At 70.0% G+C, this 18,846-nt stretch carries 19 protein-coding genes; 9 read left to right on the top strand and 10 right to left on the bottom strand.

What is annotated here, in order from left to right; genetic code table 11:
• Positions 1–44: 44 nt before the first annotated feature.
• On the bottom strand, positions 45–1,289 hold the full coding sequence (locus tag WYO_RS07080) for a divalent metal cation transporter (RefSeq protein WP_007560669.1): 1,245 nt from the start codon (positions 1,287–1,289) through the stop codon (positions 45–47).
• 84 nt (positions 1,290–1,373) lie between these two features.
• On the opposite strand from WYO_RS07080, the gene WYO_RS07085 reads away from it, so the two are divergent.
• A complete protein-coding gene (locus WYO_RS07085) occupies positions 1,374–1,586 on the top strand; it encodes a hypothetical protein (protein ID WP_007560671.1) in 213 nt (70 codons plus the stop codon).
• A 23-nt stretch (positions 1,587–1,609) separates the two neighbouring features.
• Here WYO_RS07085 and WYO_RS07090 read toward each other — a convergent pair whose 3' ends face one another.
• Together WYO_RS07090 and WYO_RS07095 are read right to left on the bottom strand one after the other, a co-directional pair.
• Complete coding sequence (locus WYO_RS07090) at positions 1,610–2,065, bottom strand: hypothetical protein (RefSeq protein WP_007560673.1); 456 nt, start codon at positions 2,063–2,065, stop codon at positions 1,610–1,612.
• Positions 2,066–2,154: 89 nt separating this feature from the next.
• Positions 2,155–2,709 (bottom strand): biliverdin-producing heme oxygenase, encoded by a 555-nt coding sequence (locus WYO_RS07095; RefSeq protein WP_348270289.1) that lies wholly within the window; start codon positions 2,707–2,709, stop codon positions 2,155–2,157.
• 340 nt (positions 2,710–3,049) lie between these two features.
• Here WYO_RS07095 and lexA point away from each other — a divergent pair, with 340 nt between their 5' ends.
• Positions 3,050–3,769, top strand: a complete 720-nt coding sequence (lexA, locus tag WYO_RS07100) for a transcriptional repressor LexA (protein ID WP_007560676.1) — start codon at positions 3,050–3,052, stop codon at positions 3,767–3,769.
• Here lexA and WYO_RS07105 read toward each other — a convergent pair.
• Positions 3,763–6,036 (bottom strand): ComEC/Rec2 family competence protein, encoded by a 2,274-nt coding sequence (locus tag WYO_RS07105; protein ID WP_007560678.1) that lies wholly within the window; start codon positions 6,034–6,036, stop codon positions 3,763–3,765. The genes lexA and WYO_RS07105 overlap by 7 nt on opposite strands.
• A 170-nt stretch (positions 6,037–6,206) precedes the next feature.
• Here WYO_RS07105 and gltX point away from each other — a divergent pair, with 170 nt between their 5' ends.
• The gene (gene gltX / locus WYO_RS07110; RefSeq protein WP_007560680.1) at positions 6,207–7,628 is read left to right on the top strand and encodes a glutamate--tRNA ligase; all 1,422 of its coding nucleotides are present in this window, start codon (positions 6,207–6,209) and stop codon (positions 7,626–7,628) included.
• On the opposite strand, the gene WYO_RS30755 is transcribed toward gltX, so the two are convergent.
• The gene (locus WYO_RS30755) at positions 7,616–7,858 is read right to left on the bottom strand and encodes a hypothetical protein (RefSeq protein WP_007560682.1); all 243 of its coding nucleotides are present in this window, start codon (positions 7,856–7,858) and stop codon (positions 7,616–7,618) included. The genes gltX and WYO_RS30755 overlap by 13 nt on opposite strands.
• A gap of 84 nt (positions 7,859–7,942) precedes the next feature.
• Here WYO_RS30755 and gltA point away from each other — a divergent pair, with 84 nt between their 5' ends.
• From gltA to WYO_RS07125, 3 genes are all read left to right on the top strand, one after another.
• Positions 7,943–9,232: a citrate synthase gene (gene gltA / locus WYO_RS07115; protein WP_007560684.1), complete on the top strand. Its 1,290-nt coding sequence runs from the start codon at positions 7,943–7,945 to the stop codon at positions 9,230–9,232.
• A 20-nt stretch (positions 9,233–9,252) separates the two neighbouring features.
• Positions 9,253–10,194: an AlkA N-terminal domain-containing protein gene (locus tag WYO_RS07120; RefSeq protein ID WP_007560686.1), complete on the top strand. Its 942-nt coding sequence runs from the start codon at positions 9,253–9,255 to the stop codon at positions 10,192–10,194.
• A gap of 72 nt (positions 10,195–10,266) precedes the next feature.
• Entirely contained in the window at positions 10,267–10,515 is a 249-nt protein-coding gene (locus tag WYO_RS07125) for a hypothetical protein (protein WP_007560688.1), read from the top strand.
• Positions 10,516–10,777: 262 nt separating this feature from the next.
• Here WYO_RS07125 and parC read toward each other — a convergent pair whose 3' ends face one another.
• Both parC and recO read right to left on the bottom strand, forming a co-directional pair.
• Positions 10,778–13,024 carry a DNA topoisomerase IV subunit A gene (gene parC / locus WYO_RS07130; RefSeq protein ID WP_007560693.1) on the bottom strand — a complete coding sequence of 749 codons (2,247 nt, stop codon included), beginning with the start codon at positions 13,022–13,024 and terminating at the stop codon, positions 10,778–10,780.
• Between the two features lie 254 nt (positions 13,025–13,278).
• The gene (gene recO, locus WYO_RS07135) at positions 13,279–13,998 is read right to left on the bottom strand and encodes a DNA repair protein RecO (RefSeq protein WP_007560695.1); all 720 of its coding nucleotides are present in this window, start codon (positions 13,996–13,998) and stop codon (positions 13,279–13,281) included.
• 579 nt (positions 13,999–14,577) lie between these two features.
• Here recO and WYO_RS07140 point away from each other — a divergent pair.
• A complete protein-coding gene (locus WYO_RS07140; RefSeq protein ID WP_244424106.1) occupies positions 14,578–14,925 on the top strand; it encodes a hypothetical protein in 348 nt (115 codons plus the stop codon).
• Positions 14,926–14,944: 19 nt separating this feature from the next.
• Positions 14,945–15,640, top strand: a complete 696-nt coding sequence (locus tag WYO_RS07145) for a gamma-glutamylcyclotransferase (RefSeq protein ID WP_007560699.1) — start codon at positions 14,945–14,947, stop codon at positions 15,638–15,640.
• Between the two features lie 3 nt (positions 15,641–15,643).
• On the opposite strand, the gene WYO_RS31475 is transcribed toward WYO_RS07145, so the two are convergent.
• A complete protein-coding gene (locus WYO_RS31475) occupies positions 15,644–15,787 on the bottom strand; it encodes a hypothetical protein (RefSeq protein ID WP_007560701.1) in 144 nt (47 codons plus the stop codon).
• 309 nt (positions 15,788–16,096) lie between these two features.
• On the opposite strand from WYO_RS31475, the gene WYO_RS07150 reads away from it, so the two are divergent.
• On the top strand, positions 16,097–16,726 hold the full coding sequence (locus tag WYO_RS07150) for a hypothetical protein (protein WP_007560702.1): 630 nt from the start codon (positions 16,097–16,099) through the stop codon (positions 16,724–16,726).
• A 51-nt stretch (positions 16,727–16,777) separates the two neighbouring features.
• Here WYO_RS07150 and WYO_RS07155 read toward each other — a convergent pair whose 3' ends face one another.
• Both WYO_RS07155 and WYO_RS07160 read right to left on the bottom strand, forming a co-directional pair.
• A complete protein-coding gene (locus WYO_RS07155; protein WP_007560704.1) occupies positions 16,778–17,692 on the bottom strand; it encodes a manganese catalase family protein in 915 nt (304 codons plus the stop codon).
• Positions 17,693–17,887: 195 nt separating this feature from the next.
• Positions 17,888–18,799 (bottom strand): LysR family transcriptional regulator, encoded by a 912-nt coding sequence (locus tag WYO_RS07160; RefSeq protein WP_007560705.1) that lies wholly within the window; start codon positions 18,797–18,799, stop codon positions 17,888–17,890.
• Between the last annotated feature and the right edge of the window lie 47 nt (positions 18,800–18,846).

Raw genomic sequence — 18,846 nt, forward strand, 5'->3', positions numbered from 1 at the left:
AGCCCGCCCGGGGAGACATCATCGAGGCGGCGGCGTCAATCGGTTCAGAGCAGGCCGACCCCGTCGAGCACGCCGATCATGGCGAACGCCACGGTCAGGCCGGACACGCCGTAGACCACCCATTTGTAGGCGCCCCGCACCCGTCTGTCCTCCGGCAGGGCCCGGGTGGCGAGCAGGATCAGCAGGCCCAGCGCCAGCGGCAGCAGCAGCGCGTTCATCACCTCGACGGCGATGTTGAGCGCGACGAGATTCGTCACGAGCTGCACGGTGACCGCCCCCGCCACGACGACCAGGGCGAAGGTGCCGTAGAAGGCCGGCGCCTCGCGGGGCGATTGTTCGAGGGAATGCGGGCGGCCGGTGACGTCGCCGAAGCCCCAGGCGAGCGCCAGCGCGACGACGTTGAGGGCCACGAAGGCCGCGGCGACGATGCCGACCCCGAACACCACCTGCCCGAGCCAGGGGCCCAGCGCCGGCGTGAAGGCGCCCGCGAGGTCTCCGACCGTCTCGAGGCCGTTCTTGGTGCCCTGCCCGGCCTGGCCGATCGTGGCGGCGGCCGCGATCAGGATCGCACCCATCACGCATTGCGAGATCACGGCACCCACGAAGGTATCGAGCCGCGCAGTCCGGGCATGGTCCCAGCCGAGGCCTTTGTCGACGATCGCCGATTGCTGGTAGAAGATCATCCACGGCATGATCACCGCGCCGATATTGGCGGCGATCAGCACCCGGTAGGAGCTGTCGCCGAGAGGCATGTGGGCAAAGGAGGCGACGATGTCGCCCGGATTCGGCCGGGCCGCGATGGCGAGCCCGATGAACACGAGCTCGAACAGCCCGACCGCGATCGCCACGACCTCGACGCGCCGGTAGCTCCCGGTGAACACCAGCCCGAGAAGCAGGGCGGCGGGCAATCCGAGGCTGACGAGGCGCGGCACCCCGAACACGTCGCCGATGCCGGCCATGCCGGAGAACTCGGTGACGATCGCCCCGATCCCGGCGACCACGAGGCCGGCATACGAGATCCAGGCCCAGATCGGCCCGTAATGCGCGCGGATCAGCTCCCCATGGCCGCGGCCGGTTGCGGTCCCGAGGCGGACCGTGAGCTCCTGGACGATGTACAGGATCGGCACGAGCAGGATCTGCAGCAGCAACAGGGAGTAGCCCCAGCGGGCACCGCTCTGCGCCGCCGTGATGAGGCTGCCGACATCCGTATCGGCCAGCATCACGACGAGACCGGGGCCGGCGGTCTTGAGCAGGGTGGACAGGCGAGGCAGGGAAGCGGCGTGCGGCACCGGATCGGAACAGCGGCGGGCGCGGGCCGTTCCGGCGGGAGCCTGCGGCGTTTTTTCGGGTCTGCCAGGCAGGAAGGGGTTGTGATGACCAAGAGCACGGATCGCGGCGGCTGGAGCCTCCAGGCGAGTGCCGTCCCGGACGGGGTGCGGCTGGAACTCGCCCTCGCCGACCTCGGCGGCAGCCCGGTCACGGCGGCCATCGTGCTGGACCGGTCGGAAGCCCGCGCCTTCGCCCGCGCCCTGCTGGCGGCGGCCGGCGATGCCGCCGAGCGCACGTTTCCGAAGCCCGGAACCTGACCGGTCCTCGGGCCTCAAAAGAATTACTGCTGGTTCAGGCCCGGATTGCGGCCGGGCAGGCGCGGCACCACCGTGCCCCGCTTCTCGATCGGTCCGTCGCAGGCATAGGCGAACTCGCTCTTCTGCGGGTCGAACACCGTCTCGCCGGTGATCCGGCAATCTTCCCGCACGGTCTCGTCCAGATAGGCGCGGGCGGCGGTGCGGAACCGCTTCACCCGGCTTGCCGCCGGATCGGGATCGATCCGCACCTCGCTGAGATTGCAGCCGGCATATTCGCGCAGCGCGTTCGAGACGATCAGCATCCGGCGCAGCTGCCGGTTGTCGTAGACCTCGTAGGGCTCCTTGCAGCCGATCGTGACCACCTGCGGGGTGAGCGCGACGTAGTTCCGCGAGATGTACGAGAATCCGGTGGTGCAGCCGGCCAAGGCCAGGCCGACACTCACCCAGCCGATGGGCAGCAGAGCCGCGCGCCGTCGCATCCTCGTCATCCCAAGCCCAGTTCCAGCCCCGTGGCGCATTGAAACGGCCCCGCTTGACCAGTCAATGCGTTTGTCGCCCCGACCGGCGCTCAGCCCCCGAACGCATCCCCGACGAGCCGGTGCACGTACCGGAACGCCTCCGTGGCGCCGGCGGCGGCGCGGGCCTCGCCGTCGCCCGCGAGCGCGATCCGGTCGAGCGCGGTGGTGAATTGCCGCCAGTGCAGCCCGCGTCCGTCCGGATGCCCGGCGAGGTGGCGGGCGCCGTGGCCTTCCGAGAGGCCGAGCTTCCGGGCTTCCTTGATCAGGATGGCGGCGCCGAGATTCGAGCCCTCCGCGACGTAGAGCCAGCCGAGCCCGGCCACGGGATCGATCGCGTCCCCGTCCTCCGCGGCTGCGTCGGGGATCCGGCCGGTCACGTCGCGCAGATCCTGCGCGATCAGGGTGAGACGGCGCCTCCCGTCGAGATCGGGCAGGAAGAAGCCCAGCGCGCCGTCGCGATAGAGCGGATCGACCCGTGTATGGAATCGGTATTGGACCTGCAGGAACAGCGCGTACCGTTCGAGGCTCGCGAAGGGCTGTCCCGCCATGACCCGCCGGTCGAGCTGATCATGGGCCGCCGCCGTCGCGGACCGCAGGCGCTTCACGCGGCTGCCCGGTTCGACAATATCGGATGTTGAGACGTCCATTCGACCCATGTCTTGATGGGGCACGCGACCGTTCCAGACGGTCGAGTCCAATTCTATCCGGGTCGAGGTCGGGACCTCGCCGTCCGGCACGAACCTTCATAGCGTCCGGACCATCCGATGCGATTCAGGTCACCGTGAGGCCGAGGGGCAGAGTGCGCAGGCTTGCGCGACAGGGCGCCTCGGCCCATCAAGCTTGGCCGGATCAGGCTTGCGGAACACTTGCGGAACGTTTAACGTGTTCGTGATTTGTTTCCGAGGCCGCGTCGATGCGGTCCGCCAAGCCGCGAGTCCCCCGTCGATGCTCACGCGCAAGCAATTGGACCTCCTGCGTTTCATCCAGAGCCGCATGCAGGAATGCGGCGTCCCGCCCTCGTTCGACGAGATGAAGGACGCCCTCGATTTGAAGTCCAAGTCGGGCATCCACCGGCTGATCACGGCCCTGGAGGAGCGCGGCTTCCTGCGGCGCCTGCCGAATCGGGCGCGGGCCATCGAGGTGATCCGCATCCCCGAGAGCCTGTCGCAGGCCGCCGCGCCGCCGGCCGAGCCCCGCCGCTTCACCCCGAGCGTGGTCGAAGGTGGCAAGTCCAAGCTGCCGCCCCAGCCCGCGACCACCCGGATGATCGATGATGGCGGGCGCGCCATCTCGATTCCGGTGATGGGCCGGATCGCGGCCGGTACGCCGGTCTCGGCGATCCAGAACCAGAGCCACGCCATCACCATGTCGCCGGACTTCCTGGCCGGCGGCGAGCATTACGCCCTCGAAGTGCGCGGCGATTCGATGGTCGATGCCGGCATCCTCGACGGCGACCTCGTGGTGATCCGCAAGCAGGACACGGCCAATACCGGCGACATCATCGTGGCGCTGATCGACGACGAGGAGGCCACGCTGAAGCGTCTGCGTCGCCGCGGCTCCTCGATCGCCCTGGAGGCCGCCAACCCGGCCTACGAGACCCGCGTGCTCGGACCCGACCGGGTCCAGATCCAGGGCCGGCTCGTCAGCCTCGTCCGCCGCTACTGAAGCGGCTCGGTCGGCGCGTCGCCGGGCCCGGCTTCGGGACCGGCGGCGTCGGGCTCGGACGGGATCGGGGCGCCGGGAGCGGGCATTTCGGTCCGCTGCACTGGTGACGGCCCGGCATTGGGGGACGGTCGCCAGGGAACGGAGCGGCCCTCGTCGTGGGCATAGCGAACCGTGAATCCCGCGCGGTCGGCCCGAAGGGCGACGGCGCCGTGGGCGGCGAGCGCCCGGCGGTCGATCACCAGCGGCGCGTGGCAGGTCGGCGGCGCGGCGAGCCGGGTGATCAGCACCGCCGCCCGGGCGCAATCCTCCGCGAAGGCGCGCCGGTCGCGGACCAGGGCGATGGCGCGGCCATCCGGCAGGCGCGCGGTGCAGCCGAGACGGTCGCAGCGTCCGCTCTGCGCGACACCGCCGATGACCGCCTTGGCCGACCGGCCGTCGCCATCCGCCTTGAGCCACTGCTCCAGCACGAAGGCCGACGGGCTGCCCAGCGCCGCCAGGCGTCCATCGGTCCCGCGTACGGCCGCGCCGCCGCCCTGCCGATCGATATAGAGATCGAAGCGGTCCGGCATCGCGGCGAGTCCGAGCCCCAGTAGGGCGGGCGGCAGGGCGAGCCAGCGCAGCCGCGAGACCGGGAGCGTGGCCAGGAGCAGCCCCGCCGCCAGCAGCACCAGCGCGCCGGTGCCGAAAGCCGGCAGCACCAGGGTGGCCCGATCGAAGCCGGCGATCCATTCCGAGATCGCCAGCATGCCGCCCACCGCCTGCCCCATCAGCCACCAGACCGGCCGGTCGAGGGCGAAGGGATAGGCCAGGATCCCGATAACCGCCGCGGGCATCACCACCAGCGAGACGAGCGGCAGGGTCAGGGCGTTGCCGATCAGCCCGAACGGCTGGATCGTCTGGAAATGGTAGGTGGCGAATGGCGCGGTGGCGATCTGCGCCACGAGCGTCGTCGCCAGGGTGCCGGTCACGGCCGCGAGGCCGGAGCCGACGAGCCGCTCGATCCGCCCTGCCCCCGGCCGCCGGAACAGGCCGCCCTCGATCAGCCGCGCGCAGGCGATCAGCCCGGCCACCGCCCCGAACGACATCTGGAAGCTCGGCCCGAGAAGGCCCTCGGGCTCCCGTGCCAGGGCGATCAAAGCGGCGAGCGCCATGTTGCGCATCGACAAAGCCGGTCGATCGACCAGGATCGCGCCCAGCATGATCAGGGTCATGATCAGCGAGCGCTCGGCGGCGATGTCCCAGCCCGAGAAGGCGCAATAGGCGGTGACGCCCAGCATCGCGAACCCGGCGGCGATCTTCTTGATCGGCCAGACCAGGGCGCAGAACGGGATGAGAGCCAGGGCCGCCCGCACCAGCCAGAACACCACGCCGGCGGCCAGCACCATGTGGAGGCCCGAGATGGAGACGACGTGATAGATGCCCGCGGCCCGGAGCGCGTCGTTGGCGGCCGGCCCGATCAGCCCGCGCTTGCCCGTCACCAGCGCGGCCGCCACCGCTCCCGCCTGGCCGCCCTCGGCCTGCGCGATCCGGCGCGTCAGCGCGTTGCGGGCCTCGTCCAGCAGGGCCGCGAGCCGCAGGCGCAGCGGCGGCGGTGCGGGCGGCGCCTGAACCGTGATCGCGCCGATCAGCGAGCCCACCGCGCCGATCCCCTGGAAATAGGCATCCCGGGCGAAGTCGTAGCCGCCGGGTCGTGCCGCCTCGGGCGGCGGTAGCAATCGTGCCGTGGCGGCGATGAAATCCCCGGGCCGCAGGGGCGGCGCCGTCCGGAACGAGACCCGGACCCGGAGCGGCCTCACCGCCGGATCGAGCCCGGCGAAGCTCTCCACCCGGATCACGAGCCGGGCACCGACCTCGCGCTCGTCCAGCGCCTCGATCATTCCGGTGAGCGGCCCGATGGTGGTCCGGGACAGGATCGGGGCCGCCACCTGCCCGACCCGCCAGGTCGCCGCGGCGAAGCCGAGGAAGCCGGCAGCCAGCGCCAGCGCGAGAGCCAGACTCCCCGGCCGCGCGCCCAGGAACGGCACCGGCGCGAGCGCCAGCGCCGCCCCGACGAGCGGCGCGGCCAGAAAGGGCGTCCCGTCGGCGCCCGCGAAGAACACCAGGATCCCGGTGCCGAATGCCACCGCCAGCCAGGGGAATAGGCGGCGCTGCTCGACCTCCCGGGCGAGGCCGCCGGCAAACCAGTCGCGCAGCGCCGGCGCCCATGCGGGGCGCGGCCCGGCGAGCGCCACCGCGCCGCCCGCCAGCCTCGCGCCGATCCGCCGCATCCGCCCTCGCCTCGCGCCGGGCGACTCAGCTCCGGCATGGGATTCTTAACGCACCCCTCGGCCCGTGCTACAGCGCGTACTTCGTGCTACGGGCGCCACTTCGTGCGCCGGGCGCCGCCCGAATGCCCTGCCCCGCCCCGTCGCCCTCCGCCCCCGAACATATCGGCCCGATGTCCTCAGCCGTCGTCACGCGCTTCGCCCCCTCGCCCACCGGCTACCTCCATATCGGAGGAGCCCGCACGGCGCTGTTCAACTGGCTCTATGCCCGGCACACCGGCGGCAAGATGCTGCTGCGCATCGAGGATACCGACCGGGAACGCTCGACCAAGGGCGCGATCGACGCGATCCTCGACGGCCTGTCCTGGCTCGGCCTCGACTGGGACGGGGACGTGGTCTTCCAGTTCGCCCGGGCCGAGCGCCACCGCGCCGTCGCCGAGGAGCTGCTGGCCGCCGGCCGCGCCTATCACTGCTACGCCTCCGCGGAGGAGCTCACGCAGATGCGCGAGACCGCCCGCGCCGAGGGCCGCGCCCCGCGCTACGACGGGCGCTGGCGTGACCGGGACCCGTCCGAGGCGCCCGCCGGGGTCAAGCCGGTGATCCGGCTGCGCGCGCCCACCGAGGGCGAGACGGTGGTCGAGGACGCCGTGCAGGGCCGGGTGACCTGGGCCAACCGCGATCTCGACGACCTCGTGCTGCTGCGCTCGGACGGCACGCCGACCTATATGCTCGCCGTCGTGGTCGACGACCACGACATGGGCGTCACCCAGATCATCCGCGGCGACGACCACCTCACCAACGCCGCGCGCCAGAGCCAGATCTTCTCCGCGCTCGGCTGGGACATCCCCAAGATGGCCCATATCCCGCTGATCCACGGTGCCGACGGCGCCAAGCTGTCCAAGCGCCACGGCGCGCTGGGCGTCGAGGCCTATCGCGACCTCGGCTACCTGCCGGCGGCCCTGCGCAACTACCTGGTGCGGCTGGGCTGGAGCCACGGCGACCAGGAGGTGTTCTCCACCGAGGAGATGATCGCGGCCTTCGACCTGCGCGCGGTGGGGCGCTCGGCGGCGCGGTTCGACTTCGCCAAGCTCGCCAACCTCAACGGGCTCTACATCCGCGGCAGCGCCGATGCCGATCTGGTCGCCGCGATCGAGACGATCCTGCCCAATGTCGGCCCCGAGCGCGGCCTTCCGGCGACGCTCCAGCCCGACCTAAAGGACAAGCTGACCCAGGCCATGCCGGGCCTGAAGGAGCGGGCCAAGACGCTGATCGAGCTCCTCGACAGCGCCTATTACCTCACCGCCCAGCGCCCCCTGGCGCTCGACGACAAGGCCCGGGCGCTCCTCTCCGACGAGGGCCGGGCGCGCCTCGCCGGCGTGCTGCCGGCCCTCGAAGCCCTGCCCGACTGGAGCGCGGCCGCCACCGAGGGCGCCGTGCGCCAATATGCGGAGACCGCCGGATGCAAGCTCGGGCAGGTGGCCCAGCCGCTGCGGGCCGCGCTCACCGGGCGGACCACCTCCCCGCCCCTGTTCGACGTGATGGCCGTGCTCGGCGGGGCCGAGACCCTGGCCCGCCTCGGGGATCAGGTGGCCTGACGCATCGTCCCGAAGGCGAGCGTCTTTCGGGCCACGTCGATGCGCATCGCGAAACCCGGCCGGTTCGCCCGGGATGTGACATCCGGGACGATCCGGTCGCGCTGATCGGGCGACCGGGAACTGCGGGCGCCGGGTTGGATTTCGCTTGGCGAAGGGGTCGGGTTGTCACCCACCCCGTTGCTGCTGCACTGCCGTTTGGGTAACCCATGGCGCGTGAGCACCCGCAACATAACGCGGCGTGCTCCGGCCCCGGGGTCGCCTCGGGCAACCCGAGGCCGGCATCCGCCACGTCGCCAGAGAAGGGTCCACGTTCCATGAGCGCATCCAGCACCATCACCGTGGACGGCAAGGAGATCGAACTGCCGGTCAAATCCGGCACGATCGGCCCGGACGTCATCGATATCGGCAAGCTCTACGCCAAGACCGGCGCCTTCACCTTCGACCCGGGCTTCACCTCGACGGCGAGTTGCGAATCGAAGATCACCTACATCGACGGTGACGAGGGCGTGCTGCTCTACCGCGGCTACCCGATCGAGCAGCTCGCCGAGAAGGGCGACTTCCTCGAGACCTGCTACCTGATGCTGTTCGGCACCCTGCCGACCGCGGCCCAGAAGGCCGATTTCGACTACCGGGTCACGCGCCACACCATGGTGCACGACCAGATGAACCGGTTCTTCACGGGCTTCCGCCGCGACGCCCACCCGATGGCCGTGATGGTGGCCTCGGTAGGCGCGCTCTCGGCCTTCTACCACGACTCGACCGATATCACGGACGAGAGCCAGCGGATGATCGCGTCGATCCGCATGATCGCCAAGATGCCGACGCTGGCCGCGATGGCCTACAAGTATTCCATCGGCCAACCCTTCGTGTATCCGAAGAACGACCTCGACTACACCTCGAACTTCCTGCGGATGTGTTACGCGGTGCCGTGCGAGGAGTACGAGGTCAACCCGGTCTTCGCCAAGGCGCTGGACAAGATCTTCATCCTGCACGCCGACCACGAGCAGAACGCCTCGACCTCCACCGTCCGGCTCGCCGGCTCCTCGGGCGCGAACCCGTTCGCCTGCATCGCGGCCGGCATCGCCTGCCTGTGGGGCCCGGCCCATGGCGGCGCCAACGAGGCGGCGCTGAAGATGCTGATGGAGATCGGCACGCCCGAGAACGTCGGCAAGTACGTCGCCAAGGCCAAGGACAAGAACGACCCGTTCCGCCTGATGGGCTTCGGCCACCGGGTCTACAAGAACTACGACCCGCGCGCCCGGATCATGCAGAGCACCACGCACCAGGTGCTGAAGGAGCTCGGCAAGACCGAGGATCCGCTGCTGCACGTGGCCATGGAGCTGGAGCAGATCGCCCTCAAGGACGAATACTTCATCGAGAAGAAGCTCTACCCGAACATCGATTTCTACTCGGGCATCACCCTCAAGGCGATGGGCTTCCCGACCGACATGTTCACCGTGCTGTTCGCGGTGGCGCGCACGGTCGGCTGGATCGCGCAATGGGCCGAGATGATCGAGGACCCGATGCAGAAGATCGGCCGTCCGCGCCAGCTTTATGTCGGCCCGACCCAGCGCGACTACGTGCCGGTGGACCAGCGCGGCTGAGCCGGCCCATCGAACCCGATGTGACCCCTGGGGCGGCCGAAGGGCCGCCCCTCTCGTTTGCGCCTGCCGCAGGATCGGTCGTCACGCTCCGCCTCCCCGTCCGGCCGCCCTACGATTGGGCGTCGATCCGCGCCTTCCTGGCGAAGCGGACGATCCTGGGGGTCGAATCGGCCGAGCCCGGCGAGCCGTCTTATGCGCGCACCATCTGCATCGGCGGCCGGCCCGGCATCGTCGCTGTCGCGTTCGGCGATGATGCGCTGCACGCGACGCTCCACGGCCTCGCCTCAAGCTCCGAACCGGAGATCGCCGCGCGCCTGCGCCGCCTGTTCGATTGCGATACCGACCCGGCGGCGATCGCGGCCTGCCTGTCCCGGGACCCGACCCTGTCGGACTTGGTGGCGGCTCGCCCCGGATTGCGCCTGCCGGGCGCCTGGGACCCGTTCGAGACCGGCTGCCGGGCGATTTTGGGCCAGCAGGTTTCTGTTGCCGCCGCGATCCGGCTCGCCGGAAAGCTGGTCGCGGCCTTCGGGACGCCCCTGGCGGAGCCGGTCGGCAGCCTGACCCATGTCTTCCCGACGTCGGCCCAGCTGGCCGAGGCCGATGTGGCGCTGGCCCTAAACATGCCTCGCTCCCGCGGCGCGGCAATCCGGGCACTGGCGGCGGCGGCGCTCGCCGATCCGGACCTGTTCGCCCCCGCCGGGACTCTGGAGGCGGCGGTGCTGCGCTTCACGGCGATTCGCGGGATCGGTCCCTGGACGGCCCAGTACATCGCCATGCGGGCGCTCCAGCTGCCGGATGCGCTGCCAGTGGGCGATGTCGGCCTGCTGCGCGCCCTCGCGACCGGCACCGGCCGCCCGAGCCCGGCCGCGCTCCTCGCCCGGGCCGAGGCCTGGCGGCCGTTCCGGGCCTACGCGGCCCAGCACCTCTGGGCCGCGGACGAAGCGGCCGTGACGGGGCGGTGAGGCGAGCGGTGGGCTTCCTTTTGCCCATGGTCAGGCCGGGTTAACGTTAGGGCCGGCCGGGGGGCTTGGTTGATGCCGGAACTGGACGAGGAAGCGCGCGACAAGCTTGTCGCGAACGAGCGCATCAAGTTCACAGGGACCTACGCCAATGGTCTCGCCGTCGCGATCTTCGCCGTGGGTGGTTTCGCGCCGTTCATATCGACCGCCCTGTCGGATCGCCCGCATTTCGCGCCCGTGCTCATCGCGATGGCGGTTTGCTGGATCATGAGTGGCGCCATACATTGGGGTGTGCGGCACGCGCTTCGGGATCTTCGCCCATGACGACAGCCCAGTTCCTTCTCCTGCTCGCGGTGCCTTTTGCTGGCGGTGTGCTGGCCTTCGGCGCGCTCTGGCTCGGCCAGCGTTCGCACTGAGACAGGGTCTGTCCCACCCGCGCCCTCATCCTGAGGTGCCGGAGCGTAGCGGAGGCCTCGAAGGAGGCCCCCAGATGGCCTTGCGATCTCTCAAGCCCTCCTTCGAGGCTGCGGCGCAGGATCTCAGCGACGAGAAAGCGGGTTCGGCGTCCGTCACGATCTCGTTTCGCTCAGCGCCCGAACCGCTCGAATTTCGGGAAGCTGCGCGCCATCATCAGGCCGACCTCGCCGCGGTGGCCGAGCCACTTCTCCAGCACCGCAGCGTTGGCGAGCCGCCCCTCGGCCGAGCCGTCCTGCCAGGGCAGGCCGTCGGCCAGCTTGAAGACGTGCGCGTCCGTGAGGCCCCCGCTGCGGCAGCGCTGGAGCCGGACGCCCTTGCCGCGGGAGAGTTCGGCCACCTCCGAGATCGGGAAGATCAGCAGCAGCTTCTCGGTGTTCACCACCGCCACATGATCGCCGTCGGCCGGGACGAGCACCACGGCGGTCGCGTCCCCGTCCAGGCCGAGCACGCCTTTGCCCTTGCGGGTGTTGGCCACCAGCGCGTCGGAGGGCGCCACGAAGCCGCGCCCGTCCGAGCCGGCGATGAGCAGCTTGGTCTCCGGCTTGTAAGGCAGCGCCGCCACCACCTCGGTGCCGTCGTCGAGGTCGACCATCAGGCGCACCGGATCGCCGAAGCCGCGGCCGCCCGGCAGCTTGGAGGCCTCGATGGTGAAGACCTTGCCGTTCGAGGCGAGCAGCAGGATCTTTTGGGTGGTCTCGCTCGGGAAGGCGATCTTCAGCCCGTCATCGCCCTTGAAGGCGACGCCCGAGAGGTCGGAGACGTGGCCCTTCAAGGCCCGGATCCAGCCCTTGGTCGAGACGATCACGGTGATCGGCTCGCGCTCGACCAGGGCCGCGGTGAAGTCGATGCCGCCGACATCGGGCGGGCTCGCGAGCGTCGTCCGGCGCTTGCCGAGCTTGGTCTCGGGCCCGAACGTCTTCTTCACGGCGCGGATCTGCGCCTGGATGGTCTTCCACTGCGCCGGCTCTGAGGCCAGGAGCGCATCGAGCTCGGCCTTCTCGGCGGTGAGCGCGTCGAGTTCCCGCTTCAGCTCCATCTCCTCCAGCTTGCGCAAGCTGCGCAGGCGGGTGTCGAGGATCGCGTTGGCCTGGACCTCGGTCAGCTCGAACCGCGCCATCAGGGCCGGCTTCGGCTCGTCCTCCTCGCGGATGATGCGGATCACCTCGTCGAGGTCGAGATAGACGATGAGCAGGCCGCCCAGGATCTCCAGGCGGCGGTCGATCTGCCCGAGGCGGTAGCGGGAGCGGCGCTGCAGCACCACCCGGCGGTGATCGACCCATTCCCGCAGGCACTCGGTGAGCCCGATCACCTTCGGCACGAGGCCGCCGACCAGGACGTTGAGGTTGAGCGGGATGCGGGCTTCGAGTTCCGTGAGCCGGAACAGCGATTCCATCAGGATCACCGGATCGACCGTGCGCGAGCGCGGCTCCAGCACGACGCGCACGTCCTCGGCCGATTCGTCGCGCACGTCGGCCAGCAGCGGCAGCTTCTTCTCCTGGAGAAGCTCGGCCATCTTCTCGATCAGCCGGCCCTTCGGGATCCCGTAGGGGATCTCGGTGACGATGATGTTCCAGGTGCCGCGGCCGAGATCCTCCTTGTGCCAGCGGGCCCGGACCCGGAAGGCGCCCCGGCCGGTCCGGTAGGCCTCGGCGATCGATTCGGGCGAATCGACCAGGATGCCGCCGGTGGGGAAATCCGGCCCCTGCACGAAGCTGTTGAGCTGGGCCGAGGTCGCCCCCGGATGGCTGATCAGGTAGAGCGCGGCGTCGCAGAGCTCGGCCGCGTTATGCGGCGGGATCGAGGTCGCCATGCCGACCGCGATGCCCTGGCTCCCGTTGGCGAGCAGGTTCGGGAAGGCGGCCGGCAGCACCACCGGCTCCTCCTTCTCGCCGTTGTAGGAGGGGCGGAAATCGACCGTGTCCTCGTCGATCCCGTCGAGCAGCAGCCGGGCGACCTCGGTGAGGCGGGCCTCGGTGTAGCGGTAGGCGGCCGGGCCATCGCCGTCGATGTTGCCGAAATTGCCCTGGCCGTCGACCAGCGGATAGCGCTGCGCGAAGTCCTGGGAGAGGCGCACCAGCGCGTCGTAGATCGCCTGGTCGCCGTGCGGGTGGAAGTCGCCCATCACGTCGCCGACGATCTTGGCGCATTTCTTGTGCGCGGTGTTCGGGTCGAGGCGGAGCAGCCGCATCCCGTACAGGATGCGCCGGTGCACGGGCTTCAGCCCGTCGCGGGCATCCGGCAGCGCCCGGTGCATGATCGTGGAGAGCGCATAGGCGAGGTAGCGCTCCTCCAGCGCGGATTTCAGCTCGACGCTCTCGATCCCGTCGCCGGACGGCGGCTCGAAGGGCTGGCCCATGACGGCTCCTGTCTGAGGGCGGGGCCGCCGACCGGCAGCACCACCACAACGCGCGATCCGTCCTTCCGGGGCGCCGGAGGCGAGCCCGGAATCCAGAACCGCCCGCCGTGCCCGGGGTGACGGACGCGTCCACCCGTTCGACGATGCGGCTCTGGATTCCGGGCTCCGCTGCGCGGCCCCGGAAGGACGGGGTTGGTCTCAACCGAGGCTCGGGCGGTCCCCGGCTCGGTCACATGCAGAACATAGCGCGAACATTACTCGGCCTCGCGACCGAGCGCAACGAATCGCGCGCGCTCCTCCGGCGCGGCGAGGCCGCGCGGACCCCAGACGTGCCGGTCGAGGAAGTACCCCGTCAAGGTAAACCCTTGTGCAACGCCGTCGGGCCCCGGCAATCCGCCTGCATGCAGGAAGGTGGGTAGGGCCAGGAGCTTATCGCGAAAAGGCTCTCCGGCGGAGGCGCTGACCGCCCGGCCGCTCTTGGGCGAGACGTAGGCCAGGGCGTCGTTGCCCCCGGTGGCCGCGCAGGCGGTGAGATCGAGGCCGAAGCCGAGCTCCGACAGGATCTCCAGCTCGAACCGCACCATCAGCGGCGGCGCCACGGCTGGATTGTCGAGATGATCGACCAGGATGCCCGCCGCCTCGTAGAGCGCCGGATGCGGGTCGCGCTCGGGCAGGAGACGCAGCAGCGCGGCCATGTGGCCGAGCCCGTAGAGGGCGATGCCCGAGCCGATCATCCGGGAGACCTGGGATTCGAGCGGCTCCACCGTGTAGGCGCCGAGCCCCTCGTCGAGCCGCGCCCGCCAGGTCAGCCGGACCCGGTTGCCGGGCTGGAGCACCGGCTGCATCCGGCGCGAGCGCCCGCCATGCACGAGCCCGAGATGGCGGCCGTGCGCCTCGGTCATCGCCTCCAGGATGACGCCGCTCTCCCCGTGCCGGCGCAGGCCCAGAACAATCCCGTCATCGATCCACTGCATGCAGGGGAGATAAGCACGCCTCGGCCATCTTGTGAGCCATCAAGCGCCTGGAAGATTTTCCGATCCTGGGGTCAGATCGCCAATGACGTGAGGTTTTCTGACCCGATTCGTGAACCGGGTCTCATAAAGATGTCGGTTAAGTGGATCAGGATCCCAGGAGGGTATGCCACGATGGCTGATGATCCCTTTGATAGGCGTTGGCTCGGCGCGTCGATCCTCATCGAGCACTGGCATTTCCATCGCCGTCTCTTGGCCCGATACGGGGTCATCCTCGCTCCGGGCGAGTTCACGAAGATGATGAAGGACATTCGATCCGGCCGAGCGCTCCTTGTTGAGGCACGACGGGGGAACCGGCGTGTGTTCTCTGTCAGGTTGAACACAGCAGGGGAGAGGGTCTTTGTAGTCATGATCGGGCTACGTCTCGTTACAGCTCTGAAGCCCAGCGCGAAGCTGTGTCGGATGCGGTCAGATCGGCTCGCCCGCCGGCGACACTGCAGCGATGGCGTGGTGATTTCGGACGCTCGCGTGACGATCGGTGCCGCCCTGGCTCTCACCGTCGCTCTGACCATCACCGGCGCGCTGGCTGCCCCCAAGACGGCGAAGCCCGCCGCCGAGGACGCGCCATCCCCGGCCCTGAAGCAGCGGATCGCGGCTTTGGCCCTCAAGCAGGTCGATTTCGGATCGGTCTCGCTGCTGCCGGTGCGGTTCGAGGGCAGCCGGCTCGCCGGGCCGATCGAGGATGGCGGCCGGACGCTCTACTGCGTGTCGAGCCGGATGAGCGGCCGCACCTTCGGCAAGCCCGAGCGGCCGAAGGCGGTGATGCGCTATGCGGCCGACCGGCTGGAGGTGATCGACGACGACGAGGTCTGCACCGGCCACCGCAGCCAGCCGTTCCCGGAACTGGACGCCCTGGGCAACGCGCGTTGAACCTTCCGCGTTGACAGGCATGCCGTCACCCCAAGCGCGCCGTCTCGACCTCAGCCTCGACCTGATCGCCCGCGCCCACGCCACCCCCGTCCCGGACGACCCGAGCGCCCTCGAGGTTCTGAGCGACGCGGAGCTGCGCCCCGGCCTCGAGGCGATCACCGCGGGCCGCGAGGGGCACGACATCTGGGTCTTCGCCTACGGCTCGCTGATGTGGCGGCCGGAATTCCCGGTGGCCGAGAGCCGGATCGGGACCGTGCGGGGATTTCACCGTCGCTTCTGCCTGCTCCAGCGGCGGTTTCGCGGCACGCCGGAGCGGCCGGGCTTCGTCCTGGCGCTCGATCGCGGCGGCCTGTGCAAGGGCGTGGCGTTCCGGCTGCCCGGCCTGGAGATCCGCGAGGCGCTGATGCCGGTCTGGCGCCGCGAGATGCGCGGCCGGGGCTACGTCGCCCGCTGGCTGCCGGTGGCGACCGAGGCCGGCACCGTCTCGGCGCTGACCTTCCTGGCCAACCGCGCCAACGAGCGCTACGCCGGCCGCCTCTCGGATGCCGAGATCGCGGAAAAAATCGCGGCCGCCTGCGGGCATGCCGGCCCCAGCGCCGAGTACCTGTTCCGGACCGTCGAGGCCTGCGAGCGCCTCGGCATCCGCGACCGGCATCTCTGGAACCTTCAGGCGCTGGTGGCCGCCCGGCTCAGGGCCTGCGCGCCGGGCGCGTGAGGCTCACGCCCAGGCGCGCTTCATCGCGATGACGACACGGCCGCCCGCCTGCTCCGTATCCGGGTTGCGCGGCTCGCGGATGCCGGGCGCGCGCCCGGTGGTGACGTAGACCACGAGAGTGAGGGCGAGGAGGATCTTGATGCGCATCGCGACGCTCAGGGTTGAGCAAGCGTGCATAGGATCGATCGGTTTTTACGGAGTTGCCGCGAGGCCCACAGGTTGTGCTTGTGGGCGCTTCCTGCAGTCGTGGTGAACGAACGGTTGCGGCCGAACCGCGATCGCCTGGGCATCATCTGAAGCGGCCGCTTCCGACCTTCGGAAAAAGACGATGCAGAACCAAGGATCTAGCGCATCGCGCCGGTTCCGGTATCCGGCGCGATGCGCTATGCCGCCGGCCCGAGTTTCCCACAGGCGCAAGTTTCCCACAGGCGCAAGTTTCCGACAGGCGAGGACAGGATGCGGCTCCGGATCGGCGTGGCCCTGGCGATTCTGGTGATTGCGGTCGCCGTGCTCGCCGCCGGACCCTGGCCCCACGGTTTCCGGCTGTCGGACATCCTGACCGGGGGCACGCCGGTGCTGCCCGACGGGTCGCGGCCGGTGCCAGGCTCCACGGACCTCGCCGGCAACGCCAGCCTCGGCGCGGGCCAGCACCCGGCGACCCTGCGGCTCGCCTGCGATCCGGCCGGATCCGGCGTGTCGGCGGTTCTGACGGTGCCGCGCTTCGCGGACTTTTCTGAGGGTTTCGACGTGGCCGGCCTGCAGGGCGGCGGAAACGCCGCGCCGCTCACCGGCATCCTGGTCTCGAACGCCGCCGGCGTCCGTTCCGTGCGGATGGCCGCGCAGGGCGCGGAGGCCCGCGATCCCGACAGGAGCATCAGCCTCACGGTGGCCGGCGCCCGCCGGGGCGAGGACCCGCTACGCGGCGTCGCCCTCGCGCTCGCCCAGGCCGGCACGCGGCTCACCTGGACGCAGGCGAGCCCGCGCGGCGGGGATCAGACCCTGACGGCGAGCTTTTCCGTGTCGGACAGCGATGCGGTGGCGTTGAAGACGGCTCTCGGAAGCTGCCTCGCCGCGCCACCGCTGTAGACGTTGTAGGGTGGTTCGGCGCCGCGCGGGGCGACGCCGAATCCGATGGGCTCAGCGGCCCTTCTTGTAGAGCTTGCTGGCGATCTCGAAGATCTCTTCCGGCGCGTAATCCGGCGCGAAGGCACCGTAATTGCCGTCGAGTTCGGGGATCTTGCCGCCCTCGGGGGCTCCGTCGATCACCTCGAGATTGCCCGGCGGATCACCCGGCAGCGCCACCTCGTCGTTCGACCAGACGCCGGCCGCTTCCTTATAATCGACCTCGCTGAACGTGTAGAGGCGGCGGTGCTTGCCCTCGTCGAGGTACTTCTGACACTCCGGCACCCGCGACAGGTCGATGTTCGGGGTCGGCAGCATCTTCTCGATCTCGACGCCGGTCAGCTTCTTCAGGGCCAGCGCATAGGCGTGCGCGTGAAGCGAGCCGCGCACCAGCAGATACGCGCAGACCTCACGGCCGGTCGGCTCGCTCATGGTCTCGTAGACCCGCAGCTTGTGGATGCGCGCACCGCATTCCAGGTGGAAGTTGTGCAGCAGGTCGATGATCAGATTGCCGGTGGTCGTGACCATGTCCATGTTCCAGGACGCGGCGTTCGAATTCATCGGCATCGCGCCGCCACCATTCGACAGGAAGCTGCCGGCAAGACGCACATCCTGCATCTCGGCGAAGGGCGCCTTGGAGATGTCGACGTCCTTGGCCGGGTTGCCCGGGCCGTTATTCAGCATGGCGATGCCGGTCGAGACCAGCTCGACGTGGCCGATCTCTTCGGCGAAAATGCTCGAGACGAGGCTGTAGAATGGGCGGAGCTTGGTCTTGTTACGAAAATTGAAGCTCTGGAACATGTAGTTCCCGAGTGTCGACATCTCGCCGTACTTACCGCCGAGCAGTTCCTGCAGGGCGGCGGCTGCGTTGGGCTCGGGCTTCTTGGGCTCCGGCAGCTCCGCGAGCAGGCGGTCGATCTTCATGAACATGCGGGCAGCTCCGTTTGCGCGAGGTGCGCTCGGAACCTACGGGTGAGGCGCCCACATGTTCCGACTGCCGACCGGGCTTCTTCCGTGCCCGGCGGGGAATCTTTTTCTTCCGAAGCGGGTTAGAGCGGAAAAAAATCTTGCGTGCGCCGCAGTATCGGGAGGTGATGGTCGCTGGCCCGGCCGCCAATCCCCGCGTCACACGTTTGCATGCATCCCCTCCACGGCGCGGATCCGCGGCACGGCGAAATCGGTGAAGGCGCGCACCGCCGGGCGCATGTGGCGCACGGACGGGTAGACCAGATAGGCCTCGGTCGAGCGGACCTCGTAATCCGGGAGCACGCGCACGAGCCGGCCCGCCGCGAGGTGATCGGCCACCAGCAGGTGCTGCACCGGACCCATTACCCGCCCCGCCAGAAGGGTCGCGACCAAGACCTCGGCGTTGTTGGTGCGGAGCACCGGTTGCACCGGGACGGTCACGGTCTCGCGGCCCCGATGCAGGATCAGGGCACTGCGGGCATCGACCGCCGCCCGGGTCGCCACGAGAGCGCAGGCGGCGAGCTGCTCGGGCGTCTCGATCCCGCCGGCCTGCGCCAGGTAGGCGGGGGCGGCGACCAGGATGCGCTGCACCCACCCGAGCCGGCGGACCACGAGATCCTGGCCCTCCGGCCGGCCGTAACGGAGCGCGAGGTCGTAATCCTCGTGCACGAGATCGATCACACGATCCTCCAGCACCAGATCCACCGTCACCCGCGGGTGTTCCGCCTGGAACGCCGTCACGATCGGATGCAGGTGCTTCACGCCGATGCAGGAGGGCGCATGCAGGCGCAAGCGACCCTCGACGGAGCCCGCCTCGGTCCGGGCATCCTCCAGCGCCGCGTCGATCGCGGCCAGAGCCGGCTGGCTCGCTTCATAGAGCCGCTGGCCCTGCGGCGTCGGCCGTACCAGCCGGGCGGAGCGCTCCAGCAGGCGGGCGCCGATATGGGCCTCCAGGTTGCGCAGATGCTTGCTCACCGCCGGCTGCGAGACGCCGAGATCCCGCGCCGCCGCGCTCAGGGAGCTGCGCTCGACGGTGCGGAGGAAGGCGCGCAGGGCGAGGGCCAGGTCCATGGATGCCATCCGGTTATGGGTCCGATCACCCCATAGCCGCTGGACGG

It is taken from the genome of Methylobacterium sp. GXF4, from assembly GCF_000272495.1.
Taxonomy (GTDB): Bacteria; Pseudomonadota; Alphaproteobacteria; order Rhizobiales; family Beijerinckiaceae; genus Methylobacterium; species Methylobacterium brachiatum.